This window comes from Paenibacillus sp. FSL H7-0737 (genome assembly GCF_000758545.1).
Lineage (GTDB): Bacteria > Bacillota > Bacilli > Paenibacillales > Paenibacillaceae > Paenibacillus_AQ.
The window spans coordinates 3,994,855-4,014,871 of sequence record NZ_CP009279.1; the positions used below are offsets into that span (position 1 = coordinate 3,994,855).

Annotated in this window: 23 protein-coding genes and 1 pseudogene; all 24 read right to left on the reverse strand. The window is 39.8% G+C overall.

Features of this window, described 5'->3' with window-relative positions; translation table 11 throughout:
• Positions 1–62: 62 nt before the first annotated feature.
• The 24 genes and pseudogenes from H70737_RS17330 to H70737_RS17435 all read right to left on the reverse strand — a co-directional run bounded on the left by H70737_RS17330 (position 63) and on the right by H70737_RS17435 (position 19,955).
• Entirely contained in the window at positions 63–1,838 is a 1,776-nt protein-coding gene (locus tag H70737_RS17330; protein ID WP_042189160.1) for a cache domain-containing sensor histidine kinase, read from the reverse strand.
• Positions 1,839–1,858: 20 nt separating this feature from the next.
• Entirely contained in the window at positions 1,859–3,472 is a 1,614-nt protein-coding gene (locus H70737_RS17335) for a response regulator (RefSeq protein WP_042189163.1), read from the reverse strand.
• 485 nt (positions 3,473–3,957) lie between these two features.
• Entirely contained in the window at positions 3,958–4,113 is a 156-nt protein-coding gene (locus H70737_RS30765) for a hypothetical protein (RefSeq protein WP_156113135.1), read from the reverse strand.
• A gap of 158 nt (positions 4,114–4,271) precedes the next feature.
• A complete protein-coding gene (locus H70737_RS17340) occupies positions 4,272–4,742 on the reverse strand; it encodes a hypothetical protein (protein ID WP_197071217.1) in 471 nt (156 codons plus the stop codon).
• Positions 4,743–5,024: 282 nt separating this feature from the next.
• Entirely contained in the window at positions 5,025–5,582 is a 558-nt protein-coding gene (locus tag H70737_RS17345) for a DEAD/DEAH box helicase family protein (RefSeq protein WP_042189168.1), read from the reverse strand.
• Positions 5,583–5,680: 98 nt separating this feature from the next.
• Positions 5,681–6,148 (reverse strand): DUF2691 family protein, encoded by a 468-nt coding sequence (locus H70737_RS17350; RefSeq protein ID WP_042189170.1) that lies wholly within the window; start codon positions 6,146–6,148, stop codon positions 5,681–5,683.
• A gap of 409 nt (positions 6,149–6,557) precedes the next feature.
• Positions 6,558–7,655 carry a WG repeat-containing protein gene (locus H70737_RS17355; protein ID WP_042189172.1) on the reverse strand — a complete coding sequence of 366 codons (1,098 nt, stop codon included), beginning with the start codon at positions 7,653–7,655 and terminating at the stop codon, positions 6,558–6,560.
• A gap of 504 nt (positions 7,656–8,159) precedes the next feature.
• Positions 8,160–8,753 (reverse strand): chloramphenicol phosphotransferase CPT family protein, encoded by a 594-nt coding sequence (locus H70737_RS17360; protein WP_042194099.1) that lies wholly within the window; start codon positions 8,751–8,753, stop codon positions 8,160–8,162.
• A gap of 271 nt (positions 8,754–9,024) precedes the next feature.
• Complete coding sequence (locus tag H70737_RS17365) at positions 9,025–9,252, reverse strand: hypothetical protein (RefSeq protein WP_081951152.1); 228 nt, start codon at positions 9,250–9,252, stop codon at positions 9,025–9,027.
• Between the two features lie 356 nt (positions 9,253–9,608).
• A complete protein-coding gene (locus tag H70737_RS17370; protein ID WP_042189175.1) occupies positions 9,609–10,031 on the reverse strand; it encodes a GNAT family N-acetyltransferase in 423 nt (140 codons plus the stop codon).
• Positions 10,032–10,297: 266 nt separating this feature from the next.
• On the reverse strand, positions 10,298–11,062 hold the full coding sequence (locus tag H70737_RS17375; RefSeq protein WP_042189178.1) for an SDR family oxidoreductase: 765 nt from the start codon (positions 11,060–11,062) through the stop codon (positions 10,298–10,300).
• A 179-nt stretch (positions 11,063–11,241) separates the two neighbouring features.
• On the reverse strand, positions 11,242–11,580 hold the full coding sequence (locus H70737_RS30425) for a tyrosine-type recombinase/integrase (protein ID WP_231573289.1): 339 nt from the start codon (positions 11,578–11,580) through the stop codon (positions 11,242–11,244).
• A gap of 227 nt (positions 11,581–11,807) precedes the next feature.
• The gene (locus H70737_RS17380; RefSeq protein WP_042189180.1) at positions 11,808–12,728 is read right to left on the reverse strand and encodes a phosphotransferase; all 921 of its coding nucleotides are present in this window, start codon (positions 12,726–12,728) and stop codon (positions 11,808–11,810) included.
• Positions 12,729–12,934: 206 nt separating this feature from the next.
• Positions 12,935–13,279: a hypothetical protein gene (locus H70737_RS17385; protein WP_042189183.1), complete on the reverse strand. Its 345-nt coding sequence runs from the start codon at positions 13,277–13,279 to the stop codon at positions 12,935–12,937.
• Between the two features lie 182 nt (positions 13,280–13,461).
• The gene (locus H70737_RS17390) at positions 13,462–13,671 is read right to left on the reverse strand and encodes a hypothetical protein (RefSeq protein ID WP_197071218.1); all 210 of its coding nucleotides are present in this window, start codon (positions 13,669–13,671) and stop codon (positions 13,462–13,464) included.
• Complete coding sequence (locus H70737_RS17395; RefSeq protein WP_042189185.1) at positions 13,668–13,871, reverse strand: helix-turn-helix transcriptional regulator; 204 nt, start codon at positions 13,869–13,871, stop codon at positions 13,668–13,670. The genes H70737_RS17390 and H70737_RS17395 overlap by 4 nt, the downstream gene beginning before the upstream one ends.
• A 182-nt stretch (positions 13,872–14,053) precedes the next feature.
• Positions 14,054–14,848, reverse strand: coding sequence for an excinuclease ABC subunit UvrA (locus tag H70737_RS17400; protein ID WP_042189188.1), 795 nt, complete (start codon positions 14,846–14,848; stop codon positions 14,054–14,056).
• Positions 14,849–15,123: 275 nt separating this feature from the next.
• Positions 15,124–15,315 (reverse strand): hypothetical protein, encoded by a 192-nt coding sequence (locus H70737_RS17405; RefSeq protein WP_042189190.1) that lies wholly within the window; start codon positions 15,313–15,315, stop codon positions 15,124–15,126.
• Between the two features lie 482 nt (positions 15,316–15,797).
• Positions 15,798–16,646, reverse strand: a complete 849-nt coding sequence (locus H70737_RS17415) for a DUF2268 domain-containing putative Zn-dependent protease (RefSeq protein ID WP_042189196.1) — start codon at positions 16,644–16,646, stop codon at positions 15,798–15,800.
• A 206-nt stretch (positions 16,647–16,852) separates the two neighbouring features.
• On the reverse strand, positions 16,853–17,350 hold the full coding sequence (locus tag H70737_RS31285) for a tyrosine-type recombinase/integrase (RefSeq protein WP_231573290.1): 498 nt from the start codon (positions 17,348–17,350) through the stop codon (positions 16,853–16,855).
• Positions 17,295–17,684: a site-specific integrase gene (locus H70737_RS31290; RefSeq protein WP_231573291.1), complete on the reverse strand. Its 390-nt coding sequence runs from the start codon at positions 17,682–17,684 to the stop codon at positions 17,295–17,297. The genes H70737_RS31285 and H70737_RS31290 overlap by 56 nt, the downstream gene beginning before the upstream one ends.
• Before the next feature lie 255 nt (positions 17,685–17,939).
• Positions 17,940–18,419 (reverse strand): annotated as a pseudogene (locus tag H70737_RS17425) (phosphotransferase); the annotation flags it as partial.
• Between the two features lie 18 nt (positions 18,420–18,437).
• Positions 18,438–18,740: a protein kinase family protein gene (locus H70737_RS17430; protein ID WP_156113137.1), complete on the reverse strand. Its 303-nt coding sequence runs from the start codon at positions 18,738–18,740 to the stop codon at positions 18,438–18,440.
• Between the two features lie 723 nt (positions 18,741–19,463).
• Positions 19,464–19,955 carry a hypothetical protein gene (locus tag H70737_RS17435; protein ID WP_042189202.1) on the reverse strand — a complete coding sequence of 164 codons (492 nt, stop codon included), beginning with the start codon at positions 19,953–19,955 and terminating at the stop codon, positions 19,464–19,466.
• Positions 19,956–20,017: the final 62 nt, after the last annotated feature.

Here is a 20,017-nt window from a genome sequence, read left to right on the forward strand (position 1 = left end):
GTACGATTTCAAAAAAAGAACGAAAGACCGCAGTCTTTCGCTCATCGCCTAACCCTTGATATTCATTCTCCATCTGCGACTGTATAGGGATTCTCTACAATTGGAAACGACAAAAGAATCGATGTTCCAATATGCTCTCTACTACTTAAGGACAGCCCGTATTCTTTACCATATACTGTACGAATCCGCTCATGAACATTTTTTAAGCCGACATTTTTACTGGGCGAACTAGGCTGTTCCAAGATTTCACTCAACAGCAGTACCTTTTCTTTGCTCATTCCAATTCCATCATCATAGATTGTAGCCAGCAACTTATCCTCTTGCTTCTCGACGGTTAGCGCTACTGTACCTCTCCCTTGACCGCGTAGTCCATGCTGAATAGCATTTTCAACAATCGGCTGAAGAGACAATTTCAGAATGTACCAGTTCAAATCCACTTCCGGCGAGACATCCACGACAAGCTCAAATTTATTCTCGTACCGTACAGAAATGATATAGAAATAATCCCGCAGATGATCCAGTTCCTCTCGGATGCTTACTTTATCCTCCCCATAATCAATCACATATTTTAACTGGTTGGATAACGATAAAATCATATCTGCAACCTCATCATTATCTTTATCCACGGCATTCATTCGAATAACTTCCAGGGTATTGTATAAATAATGTGGCCGAATCTGGCTTTTTAAAGCATTTAACTCAGTTTGCTTCTGCTTGATCTGGGCAACGTAAGCTTCATCGATATAAGCCTGTAGACGCTCAACCATTCGATTAAAACCATGGCTAAGTCTACCCATTTCATCATTGCTGTTCACTACCATCTGGGTATCAAGATTACCGGATTCTACAATTGCCATTTGCTTAATTAAGTTTCGTATCGGAGCAGCTAATCTTCTAGAGAACCAGACTCCCATGAGAATCATCACAATCGCACAAATAAACATCGCTATAAACACGGTCGTACGGGCTGAAAAAAGCTGATCGAATAAATTCGCTCGATGAATTCTTGCAGTTACCTTGCCGTTAAGAAAAGGAATATCCTCACTGAGGACGATCATTTTCTCATCTTTCCGTGCATGTAGTACCTCACCGTTCTCTGCTGCGTTCTCATTTGTGAAATATATATTTCCATCGCCATCTAATAAAAACAGATCATCCTGTTCTCCGAGATTTAGCTCTCTAAAAAACTGATTGAATATGGATGCATCAACGTCCATAAATAAAGTCCCTACAACCTTTGGCTCCTTGGTAACACGCCCAGAAATATCAATCAATGTACGTCCAATTGTGAATACACTTCGCTTTGAGCCTATGAAGTATTCCTCAGAATGAGTAGGAAAAATAGCCACATGAGATGGATCCGGAGCCATTTCCGTCAACCACTCTTTATAGGGCAGCAGATCAAAGTTGATCCCCTTGTTTTCTTTTTCCTGATAATATAGCTTATCGTCTAACTCCCTATGAAAATAAACACTAGTGATATAAGAGTCGCTGTATAGAACTGTTTTTAGCAAAGATTCAATGGGAATCGTGTTGATTTGTTCTAGCTCATTTACATTATAGGTTTGATTCTGCGAATAACTCTCGATAAAGCCTTCATAACGCCCCGTGTACATCAGTTTGGAAATCTCATTGTACTGATTAAAGGCAGAATTTAAGTTATAGCTCATATATAGCACCATTTGCTGCAAGTTACTTGTTGTGTAACGCTCGACATATCCAGAGAAAGTCTGAACAGAGATATAGCTAAGCGCAAACAACGGAATCAGACCGACTAGTAAAAAAGAAGCGGAGAACTTAACAAATAGGCTTTTGGACCTTCGGCCCCAGATAAACATGAATGAAGGCATCCCCTTTGCTATCCATCTGACGATTGGCTTTTGAAAGATTGCTTATACTCTTGTGGCAGTTTGCCGTATTTCTTCTTAAACATGTCGCTAAAATGCCGAGCATTGTTGTATCCTACACTGTCAGCAATCTCATAAACCATCATATCGCTTTGCAGCAATAGGCGGAGTGCGTGATTCATTCTTACCTCTGTTACATAGTTCTTAAAGTTCTGACCGGTATGCTTTTTAAAAAAGCTGCTGAAATAATAGGAGTTCATAAACATCATCCCTGCTATAGACTCCAGCGTTATGTTTTCTGGATAATGCTCATCTATATAAGCCTTCACTTGTGACAGTAGCTTTAGCTCCTTGTTGCCCATTCGACTGCTGATTTGCTCAGACATCTTACCCAGAATCAATCGAAACTCTTCCTCAACTTCTTGAAACGTAGTAAGACTAGCCATTCGCTGAAGCATAGGACTAGTATCCTGAACGGAAGGACCTGCCTCCACACCAAATTGCATAAGCTCCTGTTCAAGTTGGAGGATCGCATTATAAACGGTAGACACCGCTTGATTTCTATTCCCATCAGCCATGATCCGAATCATCTGAAGTAATCGCGAGCTCTCATATGTTATTTGCTCTTTGTTTTGAGATTTTAAGGCGATGCTTAGGGTGGATTGTATTTCATGCAAAGGAGTTATGATTAACGATTCATTTTCGAAAGGATTCTTTCTATAAGATAAGACACGATTTAGCCCTGCGAAATATTTACAGTGTAGCGCTTTCAAAGCGTTGCAGTAAGAATTATCAGCTTCGTCCATTCCGTCTACGGTGTTGCCCACGCCAATGGATACCTTCAATTTGAGAAAATTATTAATCTTCCCATGCAGATCCTCTGCCAATCTCTCTGGTTCCTCCGCATGCTCATGTTGAAGTAGAATGCAAAAACGTTCACCTTTGCGGAACATATAACTATTCTCTCTTTGCTCTACAGTTTCCTTAATAATGTTAGAGAGCGCAAAATCAATCAGCTTACGTTCACGCTCCTCCCATCTGGATGGCTGACCTGAGGATTCATCCGTCTCCACTATACAAATACTAACGTACCGACTGAGTGCAATAATCCCCATATCTTGTAGGGTATCCGCCGTCCCCTTGTTACCGTCCGTCAGCTTATCGAGCAATTCTTCGATGGTTAATCTGTGGTTTCTCTGTTCATAATGGTTCAGCTTTTCTTTGTTGCGTTCTCCTTCAGTTTCTTGACGAATAAGCGAAACAGCTTTACTAACGACCTGCTCCAGCTGGTTCTTATTCACTGGCTTCACCAAGTAATCCAGCGCACCATATTGCAGTGCCTGACGGGCATATGTAAACTCCTGATAAGCGCTAATAAAAATAACCTTTACCGACCTGCCAGCTTCATGAATTTCGCGGATAATATCTATTCCTGTATAGCCAGGCATGCTTATATCACTAATGATCAAATCGGGATTATGTTCTTCGATCTGTTGTTTCAATTCAAGACCGTCATTGGCTTCTCCAACGATGCTGAGTCCGAGGTTTTCCCAAGAAATTAGTTTTTTTAGACCTCGCAAAATCACCGGTTCATCATCGGCGAGCAGTACCCGAATTCCCTTCATTCTACAGTCCCCCTACCTTAGAAAAATCATCTCACAGTAGCCTAATAAACTTATTCTAATGATAACAGACAAACAATCTTTGGTGCATTGTGTGGGAATGAACTTTTTTAAGGAGAAACTGCAGTTATTTAAGAATGTTTTAAAAGAAAATATTATACGGTGGAGGTCGTAACTGCAGGGAATGTTTGGACTTCCGGCCGCTGTTGTCCCCAGTAATTTAACCGTGATTACGGTTGAAATCCGGAGACAGCTTATGCTTACGATGCGAGCTTTCCTACGGAAAGCTTTCGGGCGGTCGCTATCGCTCCTACAGTTCCAAACTTCCCCTCCGTTACTGCTCACCTGTTATTCTTTTTAATGTCTGAAGTTAAAAAAGTCTTACACTGCCTCAAATATAAAACCAGCGGCAGTATTGGACTTAAAAATAAAGTCTTAGACTGCCGCCGGTTTAATGAGATATCGTTCCCCTTTAGTTTACTTGTCTTTTAAGCTTTATGTTCACCTCTAAAACAAGCAATTAATGAAACTATTAAACCTACAAATGAAACACCAAGTCCAAATGCTGTTGCTGAACCACTTGATGTTAATATAAGTGCTATTCCAAAAAGTGATATTGAAATACCTAAAAGTGATAAAAGCATAATTAATTACCCCCAAAATTTCAAATTTCCACAAGAAAACTATACCATTTTCTTTTCAACTAAACTGCCAGTTAGTTGAACAAATAAAAAACGGCTGCCGAAGCAACCGCTATTCCACTAACGTGTCCCGTTAGTTCAATGAGTTCATGGAGGAAAAGTTATTTCAGACCTTCATTTTTCGTTTCGGAACCCAGAACCTTCCCTGTCTTGTCCATATACAGTTTTGTCATCATACCGTACTTGTTCTGCCCAATTACTCCAAAAAACAAGGCTTGATGGTCTTTTATAACGTTGAAATGATATCCTTTAGCCCATCCTTCCCCTGGTTTGACATCGTTTTTAATCGCAATCTTACCTTTTTTTATGTTAATGATTAAAATTTGATTTCTTTGACCATTTCCAAAGAGCAAATTCCAAACTTCTCTTTTGCCATCAATAGCAAGAGTAGATGGTGGTGTTGAGCTTGTGTCACCAACACTCGTGATTGAGATTAGATTCGCCTGAGCATCCCATTTTCTTGATTCTGTAAGACCGATCTGGAAAGCGTCTACTAATGTGATCCCTGAACTGGTGGATGCTGTAGCTTTACTCATTACATTAATGCCGCTCAACAAGATCAAAAAAATCAAAACGCCTCTCCGTAACATTGAACAGAATCCCCCATAAATGTTTGGGTTATTTTCCGCATAAATGATTGAATTATTCTGCCCAAAGTTTAATCACTTTCCATTGTCATTTGCAGTACGTAGATACATCGCAGTAGACTCATACTGCTTACTAGCGAATTCCAAAAGAACTCGTTTTGAGGGTTCCAATATAAAAAACTAACAGTTGCCTTAAACTAAAAAATAAAGTCCTCGACTACTGTTGGTTTATTGAACTAAAGTGTCCCGTTAGTTTAACAAGAATCGTTATAAAGCGAATCTATTTTTTATGATTTCAGCAACTTCACGAGCGTTGATTTTCGTATTGTTTATTCTCAAATAGTTTTCTTTTTTAATTTCTCCCTCTAACGAGTTCAATCGATGTTGCTCCATTGTCTGTTTTAGATCCTGTTCAGAGAATGTGATATCTCTCTTTGTCGGTTTATGTTCAAGTCTATGGGGAGTCTTGTTACGCTCTATTCTCTCCTCAAGATCGGCTTCAAGCTCAACAAAATAGACATCTGCACCTTGATCCTCAAATATTTTACAAATTTTATCGACATAATCCCAATCGCTCTGCAAATCGAATCCCCATACATATGTAAATATCATTCCATACATTTTACTGACGGCGGTTGCTTCAAATATATCTTGACGGAATTTATCCGATAATCCCCACATTTCACTACTGAAGCCAAAATATGGAGCCAGCAATTCTATCGTCATATGGTTGTGGAACAATTTTAAATCAGATATCATTTCCAGTTCATGCCCCACTGTCATTTTACCAACTGCCTGAGGACCAAATATCAAAACAAATTTCATGATATCACCACTTTTCGAAGTCATTTTAATAATAGTACCACAATTGGTAAAGTTTTATTGCACTAAACTGCCCGTTAGTTGAACAGGAACGTGTATGTTTACCACACAGATAGACTTGTTCTAAAATCATTTTCGTCGGTAATATACTCAACGTTCTCATATCCTTTTCTGACTCCATTCAGATATAAATCATTAATTATTTTTTCGTCCTTACAATAAATTGTGACGTACAAGGAGTCAACCAACAACAGAACCAACTGGCACTGACTATTTAAGAATTCCTCATATGTGAGAACATCTTTAATGATTTCACCTTTTAAATATGCCTTGAAATTCGCGAAAATTATATAATAAACTCTTGATTTCAAAATTTCACTGAGGTCTTGCCCCTTCATTCCATATATCTCTCCATGGAACATGGGTTCAATTTTACCCTCCCCAGTATCCTGATATGCTTCCTCTCCACCAATATACCAATCAAATTGACTGATATTGAAAGGTTCCAGTACCTCGCCAAGATGGCTACCCCATTCATTCGGTATCTCAAATTGGACTCCTCTGTTCATTTGCTCGCTTCCTCCCATCAATTCAAACGGGCTGCGTTCTCAGCCGTTTAAATATCGTACCCGTTAGGGTAATGAGAATCGAAATTTATTGGTATAGCATTTCCCGCCCGCAGTTGAAGCTTTAGATGGCATCACGGAAGGGGAATGGCTTTGAAGAAAGGGGAAAACCTGAGGTTTAATAAAGGGTTTCACATATTAGTCATGACTAATATGTGAAACCCTTTATGTTCAACTATCGTGTCCCGTTAGCCTAATCTGAGGGATCTGTTTTCTTTTAATAATATTGATGTTATCATCCATTTGCCATTAGAATTTAACAGCAAGTTAATATTGTTAGTTTCGTTAATTTCATTAGCTGTAATGCGCTCTTTTTCCGATACAATCTGTGAAGCTCAGTTGTTCTGCCTTACTATAGTTTTGTCACTCCGTTCGGAAGTTCGGAAGCCGGCGGCCAGACGATCGCTCCGCTGCGGTTCATGTACCCTCTGATTTCCTCGCGCGAATTCGGAACGAGCAAGCTGATCACCGCCAATTCTCCGTTAAAAGCGTCAGCCCAATAGAATTGCGACTTGATCACAAAGCGGCCGGATGTATTGATATAACCGTAACTCTGCCCCTTGCTGGCCGGAGCCAGGCCGCCCTTGAACAAGCCTCCGGCTGTAAAGCCCTGAATGACTTTGGTTCCCTTCTTGTTGATGTAGAAGCTGACTCCATTACGCTCGACAAAAGCCAGTCCTTCCGAGAACGGCTGCGCCATGCTGAACTGCGGTTTTATCAGGTAATTGCCGTTTTTGTCGATGTACCCGTATTTTCCGTTCACGTAAACTACTGCCGCCCCGTTTGAAAACGGTGTGGCGTAATCATACCGGGGCGTAACGCGGAGCTTGCCGGTGGTGTCGATATAGCCGTATTTGCCGCCGTACGCAAGCACTACGGTCGCCATACCTTCGGAGAAATCGGACGTCGAGCTATACCGGTACGGAATGACCAGCTCGCCCTTCGTGTTGATGTACCCCGATGCTTTGCCCACATTGACCCGAGCCAGACCTTCGGAGAAATTAAACGCCCGGGCGTAGATGGGCTGTATGCTCACCTTGCCATGGCTGTCTATATATCCGTACCGTGTCGCCGTAGCTCCGTCAGCGTTCTGAACCTGCGTCGTATACAGCGCACGGTCATTATAAAGAATGCCGGCATCTCTCAACTTGTATTCGAACAGCTCGCTGCCCGCCGAGCTGAAATAATATTGCTTTTTAGCCGCATAGTCCTCGACATACACCGTCCCTCCGGATACTCCTGAATACCCGTATCCGTCGTACACCGCCTCGATGACCTCCTTGCCTTTGCCGTTGATGAAACCGTATTTTCCATTAACTTCAATCGGATACAGTTGATCGCCTGTCTGCGCCTGCATAGCGGTCGCACTGGCAGCCAGCGATTGCTCCGCCACGTTTGTACTGAATACCATCGTCGTAAATATAAGGGTAAGAGCCATCTTTTTAAGCACCTGTTGTCCACGCTCCTCAGAGACTATTTTCCAATCGTTAGTATAGACGACACTTGTACCGGTCTTGTTGCGCGTGATTGGGAATAAATCACAAAAAGCCTTCGCTTAATCCCACATTTCGCCCGCCCACATACTGCCGATCAGAAAAATACTGTTTCGTTCCGAGTCTTACGGACACTGGAGCTGCTATTTGGTAAAATATGATTATTCCCTACTTATCGGCCCCAGTTCTTTTAGCTGTATTTTATGTCTTCATCGAATTGCCTATTTTTCATCGCCATAATCTATTCACCAAGCTTTCGGTGATGGTAAATCAATTAAATTTATTATAGAAAAGATTTTCGCTTAATACCCACTAACATTCTTATCAATCTTAGTTTTCTGCACTATCCTGCCCGTTAACTTAATAAAAACAAGGAACACTGCCGAGGCAAACCGTTCCTTGTTTCGTTCAACTATAGTCTCCCAATGCTTAAATATGGTGCTATCTGATGAATACGCCTTCTAAGAAACACTAACATTTCTTTTACTTAATTTCTTAAATACCGAATATTCCTTATTGGACTTAATAAAACTCAATATCTTTTCGGCACATTCTATTGGATTCATCTCTTCAGTATTTACTTCAAGGTCATATTCATCAATGCAATATACTGTGCTGAACTGTGAAGCTGCTAATCCAATTTTTCTATCTCCTCTTGCTTGCTCTCTTCTTATGAGTTCTTCTTTCGAGCATATTACACCTATAAATAACGTAGGCTGATCGAAAAATTGATCAAGAAACTCATTAAACCTCTTGTCATTGTCGATTACGGTATCTACTATTACATTAAAACCCAATTCTGATAACAATTTAATTGTCGAATGGTACACTGAGAATATGGAATCATCAAGTATTTGTGAGACAACTTGATGATCTATTTCTCTTGGAGGTTCATCTGGAAATTTATTATTAATAAAATCATTGTAATTATTAAAAAAATCATCAATTGATAAATGATAAAAAGGAATCTCTTTCTGATTTATCAGTTCAGTCGATATGGAGGTCTTTCCAGAACTTGAAGTTCCATTTAGATAAACTAATATCCCTTGTTTCAATTTAATCATCCCTTCAAAAACGTATTTTACAGATAACGTTATAATCACAAAGTTCATAAAATTATCCAACTCATAAAATATTCGAGAAACGATTGAACTATCCTGCCCGTTAGTTGAACAAAGGGCTACCTCTCGGCAGCCCTCTCATTATTGAACTATAGTTTCCCGTTAGGTTAACCGCTTTTTGCTTACTATTGGGAACAACCCTAGATTTTATTTGAACAAGATTGAGGTATCACGAGAATCAAAAAAGTACAACCGGACGTTGATGCTAACTAAATATTAGGACTCCAAATATAATAGTCAGTACCACAATAACTGTCAATGAGGCTACTTTTACATAACGAATTGCCCCCTCAGATACTTCAGGTTCTTCTTTATACATCCATCGTTTCCCCCATAATAAACTATCCTCAGGACAAAAATAGGTCCATATTAATACTCCATACATAGGAATCATAAAAATAAAAAACAAATAAATTCCAGCTATCTTTTCCACTACATCACGCTCCCTCTACCATACCCCAATAATGGATTGGACAATTCTTATGGCCTCCAATAAGTAGGATTTCGTCTTATTTAAATATACCATATATTGGAACCACCCTGCCCGTTCAATGAAAAAAGCAGGATACCGTAGCTCCTGCTCATCAATGTGTATTATTGAACTATCGTGTCTCGTTAGTTGAACGAAATGCACTGTTTGGTCACTATAAAGTCAGTTATTGGAGGCATAAACATAATGAAACTCTTTGAGGTTGCCTGTTATCTTGTCGTATAGAAATATTAAGCAAAAAGAATGGCTGTCGAGCCTTTCTCGACAGCCTGACAAGGAACCAAATGCGGTTCCTTGTTTTATTTATATTCCATAACCCAGTACTTCTCTTCTCCCAGACGGCCTTCCTCATCAACCTTCTTCCATCCGTTGCGTTCATAAAAGGTCAATGCCTTATGATTTTTAGATACGCATTTTAATCGCATCGGTTTATTCATTTTAACGTCAGCTGCTTGCAGCAAACGACTGCCGACTCCTTTCCCTGAGCAATCAGGGTGAACAAAAAGATTATGAATGAAGTTATCCGGCAAATACAAGGAGGTAAAGCCCATAAGGATACCGGCCTCTTCTACTACGATGATGAATTCGTCCTCCGTATGCTTGTCGAAATCCTCCAAGGTCATTTCAATAATATTGTCCCATACGAAGGTATTGTGCCGTGATTCGAGATACAGCTTTCTTAGTTCAGGGTAATCCCCTTCATGAGCCTCTCTAATATTCAATTGCTCACTCCCTCTGCACTGAAATTTTGATGTGATGTATGCCCCTTTTTCAAATATTCACCATTAATACCCAACTATTCTGCACGTTAACTAAACAGGCTGCCGATCGTGCTGGAAGCCTAATGATGTACTATACTATCGTTCCCCGTTAGCTTAATCAAGGATATAAACATACTTGGATGAAACACTCTGTTTCATCCCTTAAATCGGGTGGGATTATAATAGTGAAATGAACATAAAGTGTGGGATTCATCTAATGATTTTACTTATAGGTGAGATCCACCGCTTGCATCGAGCAATTGACCAGTTACCCAACGGCTGTCCGACGAAGCGAGAAAGGTAACAATATCCGCTACATCCTCAGGTTCTCCCCACCTGTTGAAGGTTGAAAGACCGGCCGCATATTTTTGTCCATGGGGATCTTGCAACGTCCCGGCATTCATCTCTGTGTTAATAATGCCGGGCTGGATGGCGTTTACCGTAATATTGCGGTTACCCAGTTGTTTGGCCAGAAGATGCGTAAATGTATCGATGGCCCCTTTCGACATGCTGTAGGTGAACACACTTGGAGAGGCTACGCGCGTCACAAAGGATGAAATATTAATAATGCGCCCCCCGTCTTTTAGACGCGGTAAAGCTTGCTGGGTAACAAAAAGCGGTGCTTTTACGTTAATCTTCATCACCTCGTCAAAAGATTCTTCAGTTGTCTCTTCTAGGCTAACTATTTGACCGATTCCAGCATTGTTGACAAGAATATCGAATCCGCTACCGCCCGTACGTTTCCGAATGTCATCATCCAGTACCGAAAATAAATCATGAATGCCATCGAGAGTGCTCAGGTCAGCACCAATTGCGCACGCGTTACCTCCGCTTTGCTTGATCTGGTGAACGACTGCCTCCGCTTCATTTCGTCTTTTTCCATAGTGCACGACGACAAATGCGCCCTCTTGTGCCAGACGCAATGCGATGCTGCGGCCAATTCCTCGGCTCGCTCCAGTTATTAAAGCGATTTTACCTTCCAACTTACTCATGCTTTCATCTCCTTGTCCGAATTCAGATATAGTTATATCACAGGATAACATTTGAAATGTTGCTCTCTCATTCGGTTACAAGGGGATGTCTTTTGGTAGGTTCTCCGTGCTTATTAAACTATACTGCCCTTTAGTTGAATAGCGGCAGATTTCTAAAAGGGATCTGCCGCTATTATATGCTAAAAAAATCGTCGATACATTTCTCTCCTGCGTTCGCCACGAAGTTGTGCGTATATTTGCGTGGTTGAGGCTTTCTCATGACCCAACATACCTTGGATGAAATCCAAGGGAGCACCGTTATCAAGGAGTTGGCAAGCATAGGTATGTCGAAAGCGATGCGGATAAACATTCGTTTCAATCTCTCCTCGATCTGCAAGTCGTTTTAATGCCCACCTTATTGTAGGAATAGCCATGCGTTTAGTTGGGTTGGTATCCATTACGAATAAGGCTTTACAGGTATCTCCAAGACTGGTCAGGTACTTCCTTAACCATACTTTGCACTCTGTCGTAAAGTACACTTCTCTCTGCTTGGAGCCCTTACCGTTTGGGAGCAGCTGCCCATAGCGGTCTGCTCTATGGTTGTTTGAACTATCGAGTCTCGTTAGCGCAACGACTTACTCTGTTGAATTTCGTGTTCCTCAACATAAAGCGGCATCAGAGAAGGCGGATCGTACCTTATCGCGGCCTTTAAACGACAAAATGGTGCCGATAGCCATAGCCCCATAGCCGCAACGAAATAATGAGCCTAATCCGACAGTGCCCGCATGATGTTGGATTTCGCCTCTGCCGCAATCGCTTCATTCCCGTCATCGACCGCTTGCATTAAGATCAGTATGGGGATGTATACCGCGATCAGCCGCGCCAGCAGCTTCGTTTCCTCGTCCGCTCCTCCGTACGTTTCGAAAAACACGCCACGAGCGTAAGGTGGTAAAAAGCTATAAGCAACGCTCAAATCGCAAGCCGGATGGCCTACGCTCAGATCGCCCCAATCAATGATGCCGGAAACGATCCCGTTCTCATTCACAAGCATATTTTTGAAATGAAGATCGCCATGTAGCAGTGCATTCACCGACTCGACACGGTCCTTTTGCAGCCTGCTAATATACGCTTCGATCACACCGGACTCCTCCGGCGACAAGTGTTCAACCACCTTCGATAGAAAGCCCTCCAATTTCACTTTGCGCGATGCTATGTCCGTCAAGTTTCGATGATCTTGCTGAACTCCGCACTTCAGCGCCGCCTGCACCGGAAACTCATGCAATCTCCGCAAAAATTTCGCCAGCGTCTCTGCCGATAAAGCCCGGCGTTCTTCCGTCAAACCGATGGGGAAATCTCCTGGCACGTAGGCATAGCCAAGAAATGGTGCCGGGTATTCGTCACTTGCTTCGCCATAAAACAACGGTTTCGGATAGGGGATGGTCATATATGCCTCCAGCTTCGGCAGCAGCTTCCCTTCCATATGAATCGAGCCAACTGCAATCGTTCTTCTTGGAAACCGGAACACGTACTCGTCACCGATGAGAAAAACCGTATTGTCCCAGTCCCAGCCCCAGCCCAATCGCTTCACTTTCTTCGATGACAGCTGAGGGAATTGTCTGCCGATCAGCGTCCGCGCCTGCTCTTCGTTAACCTCCCACTCCGCATCCCATACATTCGTTCCTCCCATGAGATGTCTGCCTCCTCGTTCCTTACGTTATTTAGATGTTTACATTCCCTGGTAGTTACGCATAACTGCCCGTTAGTTGATTGCATATCAGTATTATTCTACATATTACCAGTCGAAATCATTATGCAAAATGTACTCTTCTGGTTCCAATTCTATTGCAAAACTTTCGCAGATTATATCTTGTTCTGCATATTCATTACCATTGTCTATACCCAAATAGATATGTAGGAGTTCTTTAGTTCTTTATGTTTTTGTGCTCGTTCGGGAACTCTTTGTAGGATACTTGAAGTTTTGATAACTGCGGAGCGGTAAAATTCACTCCATTCATCAAATTCCATCCAATAAGGTAGTTTCGCATATACCACACCTGAAAATTTTAGCCTTGCTTCCCTTACTTTATAGGTAAAGCTGTGCTCACTTCTATCTACTCGCTCAATTACCTTAAGAAAGTAAAACTCAACGGTCTTGTTTTGGTGGTCAATTATGAGTTTCTTTATGACTGAATCATACAGTTGTAAATCATCATTACCTTTGTAATCTTCAGTGTTCATATTTTCTCCTTATTTATCCATTTGAAGATTATGCCCTAATTTTTGGAAATCTAGTGCCACTTTTATTTACAGATTACTGCCTGTTAGTTGAACGAAGGGCTACCTCTCGGCAGCCCTCTCATATATTGAACTATAGTGTCCCGTTAGCTTAACAACCATCGATCCACATGTTCCTTTGTTATTCATTTCATTTTTCTTTTATAGTAGACTCTTGACCATAAGAAAATTGTATTACCTATCAACAAAATAGTGAATTCCCAGTCCGTTTTACCTTTAGAGAAAAAGTTGACTAATGACCAAACCAACAACGCTAAAGTAAAAAATATATAAGCATTTTTAGCTGATTTATCATTTTGAAATTGTTCCATTTCATCGGCTCTTTGCAGTTTCATTTCGAGTCCTCCTTGTAAGTAAATAACTGGTCAACTGTAATTTTAAGTTGATTAGATAATTTAAATGCCAAAGTTAATGTGGGGTCATATTTATCGTTTTCTATAGCATTAATTGTTTGTCTTGTAACTCCACATCTAATGGCAAGATCTTCTTGAGACAGCTTCATCTTTTTTCTAATATCTCTAATTTTATTTTTCAAGGTATCACCATTCCCGGGATGTAAAAAACTTTTTACATTTTCAATGTACAATACATATAATGTAATGTCAAATTGTTTTTACATTTTTAATTAGAACCTATTGCATCTAACCTGCCCGTTAGTTGAACAAAGGGCTACCTCTCGGCAGCCCTCTCATTATTGAACTATAGTTCTCCGTTAGTTTAACCAAATTTCGGATTCACCAAGTCTCTAACATCGAATGCCGAAAGAGACTTTAAACCAATTTTTTTAAGATAAGATAAACGCAGTTCTAGATCATTAATCAATTCGCAATAATTATCTAACACTTGCTTGTCGAGACAATTTCGTAATTTCTGGAGAAACAATAGTGATTCTGAAATCGGCATTCTCAACACATCTGAAAGGGAATTCCCCATAACCAAGCGTTCCTGCTCCAACAAGCATTCGGTACAATTTGGGCACTTATCATGTCTGGAGAATAATTTTATCGCCCAAAGGTTTCCTTTACTAGTTGTTCCTGCATCACGCATATATTTCAAATCGAAAACGCATCCACGATAATAGTTTCTAAGTTCCTTTTTCTTGTGAACGTATGTTACAGGTTCCTTATCATATCCATAAAGTAAAATATCAGTAAATCGCTTATCCTGCTCAGCAAGTGGCCGTTCAAAGTTAATTCCGATCATTTTAGCCAATTCTCTGATCTTTACAACAGGTCCGCAGTTAGTACCCGCCCATAAAAGCACAGCTCCTTTTTTAAGCGAGAGTTCAGTTGCGACCATACGACTTGGATCTATATCACCAATGACAGTGCCTATGCCATTACATGTAGGGCATGTTGGAGTGCTTTCTAGTAAAGACCAAGTGCCGTCTTTCTCCTTGGCCTCCCCAATATTCGCATACAATGCCGAAAGATGTTCTAACACTCCAGTAATTGTACTAACAAGGGATCCTCTTTTGGTGTTAAACTTTTTATGGGAAAGAACAAATTCCAATTAAAAAACCCCCTTTGGCTGTTTGCTCGATACCCTTTAATCATACCAATTACTTGTTCCTGTGTAAATATTTCCCTTGAAACTATCCTACCCAATAGCTTAATGAGGCCGCCGTTCTTGCCGGCAGCCTCGTCTTATTTGCTGGCCTAAACTAACGTCACCCGTTAGTTCTAAACGAATTGTTTGGATAGATCATGGTCTCGATATATGGTAAAAACCCGATTTACATGAAATTTGTTCTTAGTCTAATTGCTTTTAGTTTTGGAATTTCACTATTAATTAATGAAATTTTCTAGATCGATTGATAGTTTATGAATTCCGCGAAATATGAATTTACCTTTTGATTTAGTATAATTGCAGAGAATTATTCTTGTATTAAACAACCCAGTTTTTAAGTCCATTTCATCAATTTCAATTTCTGCAATTATAAAATCATTTGATATTCTGGGTTCACCAATAATTCTCAAAATATTGCCTCCTTATTATTATTGACTTAAAAATCCGCCAAATAACTATGCTCTCCTGCCCGTTTACTTCAACGAGCAACGGCAACCGATCGTGTGGCCGGCTACCGTCATGTCTGGTGCTATCGTGTCCCGTTAGTGTAACTTCACCTAGCTGAGTTACCATTTCGATTACGACTATCCTATGTCTTTTTGTCAACAATGACCACAATGGCTTGAAGTCAAGAGTGGGGCAACCTGTTCCGCTTCCGGCCATAAACACAAGTGTCTTTCCTCCATTCCCTTCCAAAAAAAATGCATTTCAAGGCCATTGACGTTGACAAGTTTTCCTGGCGCAGAATGTATTAATTCCTTTTTCATCCCTTATCATATTACACATTATGTATTATTTGTAATTACTTTCTTATCAAAAATATGGGAATGCTTTTTTGAAGAATGTATAAAATTATTAAACTTTTAGGAAAAAAGGTGAATAAGGATAACGCTTATTTTGTATAATTTTGATAAATAACCTGTGATGACATTGCAGTTAATTCACAGATTGTGTACCCTTTGGTGATTAAATCGTGAATTATATACATACCAATGAAATATCCGCTTAAAGGATATTCGGTAGCATCATCACCACTCCACATAAAAAACTGACTCATTTTCTCTGCGGTCAAGGGTGTCCCAAATTCGTTTACAACCGCCTTTTCTAACGAATTTTTATTATTCATGAGTTTCATTGTTTTATTTATTGGCAATCCCATTACTTCCGCCACTATCTCAATAGTTAAGTCAAAATCACAACTGCCATATTTGAAAGCGACAGGACAATAAGTGCCCAAACCTTCCGATATTACCCGTTCGGTGAAGTCAAACATATCTATGTTTTGTAAAATAGCACCGCGCACCATATGATTTAGTTCATGCGGAATTAATGACTCGACGTTTGATTCACTTATATTTCTGTCAATTCCAATGTAAGCATAGGGGTTTCCGTGATTAACCGGAAGCGCAACGCCTCCGTGCATACCTAGGTCAAGCCCTATGTATAAATCAAAATCGCCATGATAATTCAACAATTTAATGGTTTTATTCACTGTCTTGACAATCTTATCAACAATACCGTTATTTATATTTTCTTTCGCTTTCGCAAGACAAGAATTAAAGTCACACTGTTCTATCATTGATTGCAAATTGCTAATATCAGTCATATAAAAATACTTAAAAATACCGTCATATAAATCTGGATATTTTTCAGTATAACACTTATAAGCGTTAAATTTGTCCTGAATTTTTGACATGTCACACATCTCATTGTAGTTGTCAATCATTTTTATTATTCTCATCTAAACAACTCCCAAAATATAATTTTAAAATTTCCGAATAGACAGCATCGTAGTCATTTCATTCCTCCAAAGATTGGATATTTCACATTAAATATTCGTGGGAAAGTAATCCATTCCTTTTTTTGGAATTGTGATAAACTGCCCTTTAGTTGAATAGCGGCAGAATTCTAAAAGGGATCTGCCGCTATTATATGCTAAAAAAATCGTCAATACATTTCTCTTCTGCGTTCGCCACGAAGTTGTGCGTATATTTGCGTGGTTGAGGCTTTCTCATGACCCAACATACCTTGGATGAAATCCAAGGGAACACCGTTATCAAGGAGTTGGCAAGCATAGGTATGTCGAAAGCGATGCGGATAAACATTCGTTTCAATCTCTCCTCGATCTGCAAGCCGTTTTAATGCCCACCTTATTGTAGGAATAGCCATGCGTTTAGTTGGGTTGGTATCCGTTACGAATAAGGCTTTACAGGTATCTCCACGACTGGTCAGGCACTTCCTTAACCATACTTTGCACTCTGTCGTAAAGTACACTTCTCTCTGCTTGGAGCCCTTACCGTTTACGACTATAGAGCAGTTTTCCCAGTTGAGATCCTCGATGTTTATCCTCTCTACTTCCCCGAATCGACAGCCAGTACAATAGAGAAGCTCAAGCAGCGCTCTTTCTCTTAATGTTTGGCCACGAGATCTTAAGATGAATAACATCTTCCTCGACTAAAAACTTAGGAATTCGCTTGTCCAATTTGGGTTCTCTTAGTTTTAAAGAAGGATTTGAAGTCAGGTAAGTCTCTTCATACGCATAGCGAAACAGGGATCGGACGAAACGAATTCGATGCCCTAGGCTGCTTGGCTTCAAACGTTCTGCTTGTTTCGCCAAATATTGCTTCAGCATTGACAATGTAATCTCCGCTATCTCGGGATCACCTAGTTCCGTCATTAGCATTTTGTTTTGGAGGATGTAGGCGCTCAATGTTCTCGGACTATATCCTTGAATTCGTTTATCAGCCTCATATAGATGCCACAACTCACTTAACTTCATAATAAAACCTCCCCTTAGAAGCTATTACAACTAGGTTTGCTTCTAAAGGGAGGTTTTAATCTTCTAACCTGCTTGAGCTAGCGTTCCTCGTTAGCTTAACGGCATGACGCACGGGTCCGACGGACTTCGCCATTGTAGAATTGTCTGACTGATAGCTCTTCCTAGAGATGCTTCGGACAGAATCAAGGAGTGAATGCGACTCAGTATACGGTGTTACAGGATGTCAACGCCTTCTTAGAGTTACTACTATATAAATCACAATAATAAAGTATCGATAATTTGATGAAATTTCATTCTATCCTCGTCTAATTCAGATATTCCATATCCTTTCATAAATTCAACTATTTCTTCTTTCCTATCTGTATAATAAGTAAGACTTTTTACAAGATAATAAATATCATAGTATGGATCTGATATCCCTGAAGCTCCTAAATCAATAAATGCTTCAATACATCCATTATTTATCATAACGTTTCCAGAACCATAATCACCATGAGTAAAAACTAGTTCCTCTGTCGACGCTTTATTCATTTCCAAAAAATCAATTAGTTGCTCAATAGTATGGTTGGGAAATGAGTTATTAATAGCCTCTATGACTTCATGTTTTCTCTCATTAATATTGTTTTTGACCATATCAATCAGTTTTTCTGGCAAAAAATCATTGAAAAAGCAATTATCAATGGGAACATTGTGTATTGTTCTTAAACCTTCTCCTAAAATATAGCCTAGACTTTTATCTCCCTCTTCCTGCTGTTATTCTTCCGCAGTACAACCTTCTATATAGGTCATAACTAAATATTCCTCTCCATTCTCCTTCTGATAACTTATTACTTTAGGAGAAGGAATCACATCATTTACCCATTTTAGTCTTTCTGCTTCGTCCATTAAACTTCCAGAATCTTTAACGTTTTTTTCTTTCAACACATATTTTACAGAATTATCAAACTCTAAAATATGCAAAGATTGATAATGTCTTCCTTTTTCAATGATTGTAGTTTTAAGTAATTCTGACTGATTTACTAATTTACTTGGCATTGAGAATCGGTTATTCATCATTTTGTACTCCTCATTTGTGTATCTTGGCGTTATTTCCAATATCGTCTTATCACGGACTCTATAAATAATTCATATGTAGGGTATTCGCGAAACTTTTCAACTAACCTGCACGTTAGTTGAACAAAGGGCTACCTCTCGGCAGCCCTCTCATTATTGAACTATAGTTCCCCGTTAGCGTAACGTCATTTCTCCATCTACAACGGATTTTCACAACTCCACTCGCATACCAGTCTTCCGAAATTATCCAGATAATTAGCCAGATATTTTTCAAGATTTTTGATTCCTATAATATTAATTTCATGAATCGATTCGACAAGTTCGTCGTCTGTAACATCCCATTCATTTTCTAGATACGTTGTGGGTACCTCATATTTCCTTAAGTAAAACCTAGCCGATTCAGGTTCTAACTTATTTAAGTATTTCTGTTCATTAATAACCTGTACTTATACGAAAGCTCGATTCATTTCAGTGTTAGCTTCAAGTTCACAAGCAAGGCCAACCCCAGTCATTAAATTGTTAATTTGACGTGTATCGAAGACCTGCACCTTTCACTTCCTCCTTTTCCTAATTAACTCTTCAACGTGTGTCATGGGATATAATCCCAACTAATTTTAGATCATATTGGTAGTATTCTATCCGTTAACATAACAAGAAGCAGCTGGTCCTCAAGGCAGTCTACTTCTGCCTGTATTGAGCTATCGTTCTCAGTTAGATTAACTGCACCTACCGTAGCCGTCTCCATTCTTTAGGAACATTTAGCCATATGGCGGGTACAAAACATGGGCTAAACCGCTCATCTTCCTTAAACTGATTAGTGTAGACTAGAATAGATTCATTTATTGAGGTTATTTCAGTAGGTGATATATTGCCCTGTTCTAATTTTTCGTATATACCATCAGGTAAATCAGAACTTTCATAATCTACACCCATTTCACTAAACCAGCCCTCGAAATGAATGCTTTGGGGACCTCCCATTCCATGAGGACATCCATAAAGACTCCTATTCTCATCTGTACAATGGCACCACCATGTTACACCATTAATTGCTATCCCGACTTGTGTGAGTTCAAATACTAAATTTCGAATATATCTAGAGTCAGTTATTATGTCGATATAACGATGTCCGACAGGTTGTGCTTTATTTCTTTCAAGTATATCTTCAACTTGTTTCTGTTTGCCTTCTTGATTTAACCTTAAAGACCCCAGATAATTCATGTTTAGCACTTCCTGACTTATAGATTTTTATTTGTATTTATTCGATTACTCATTCAACTAGC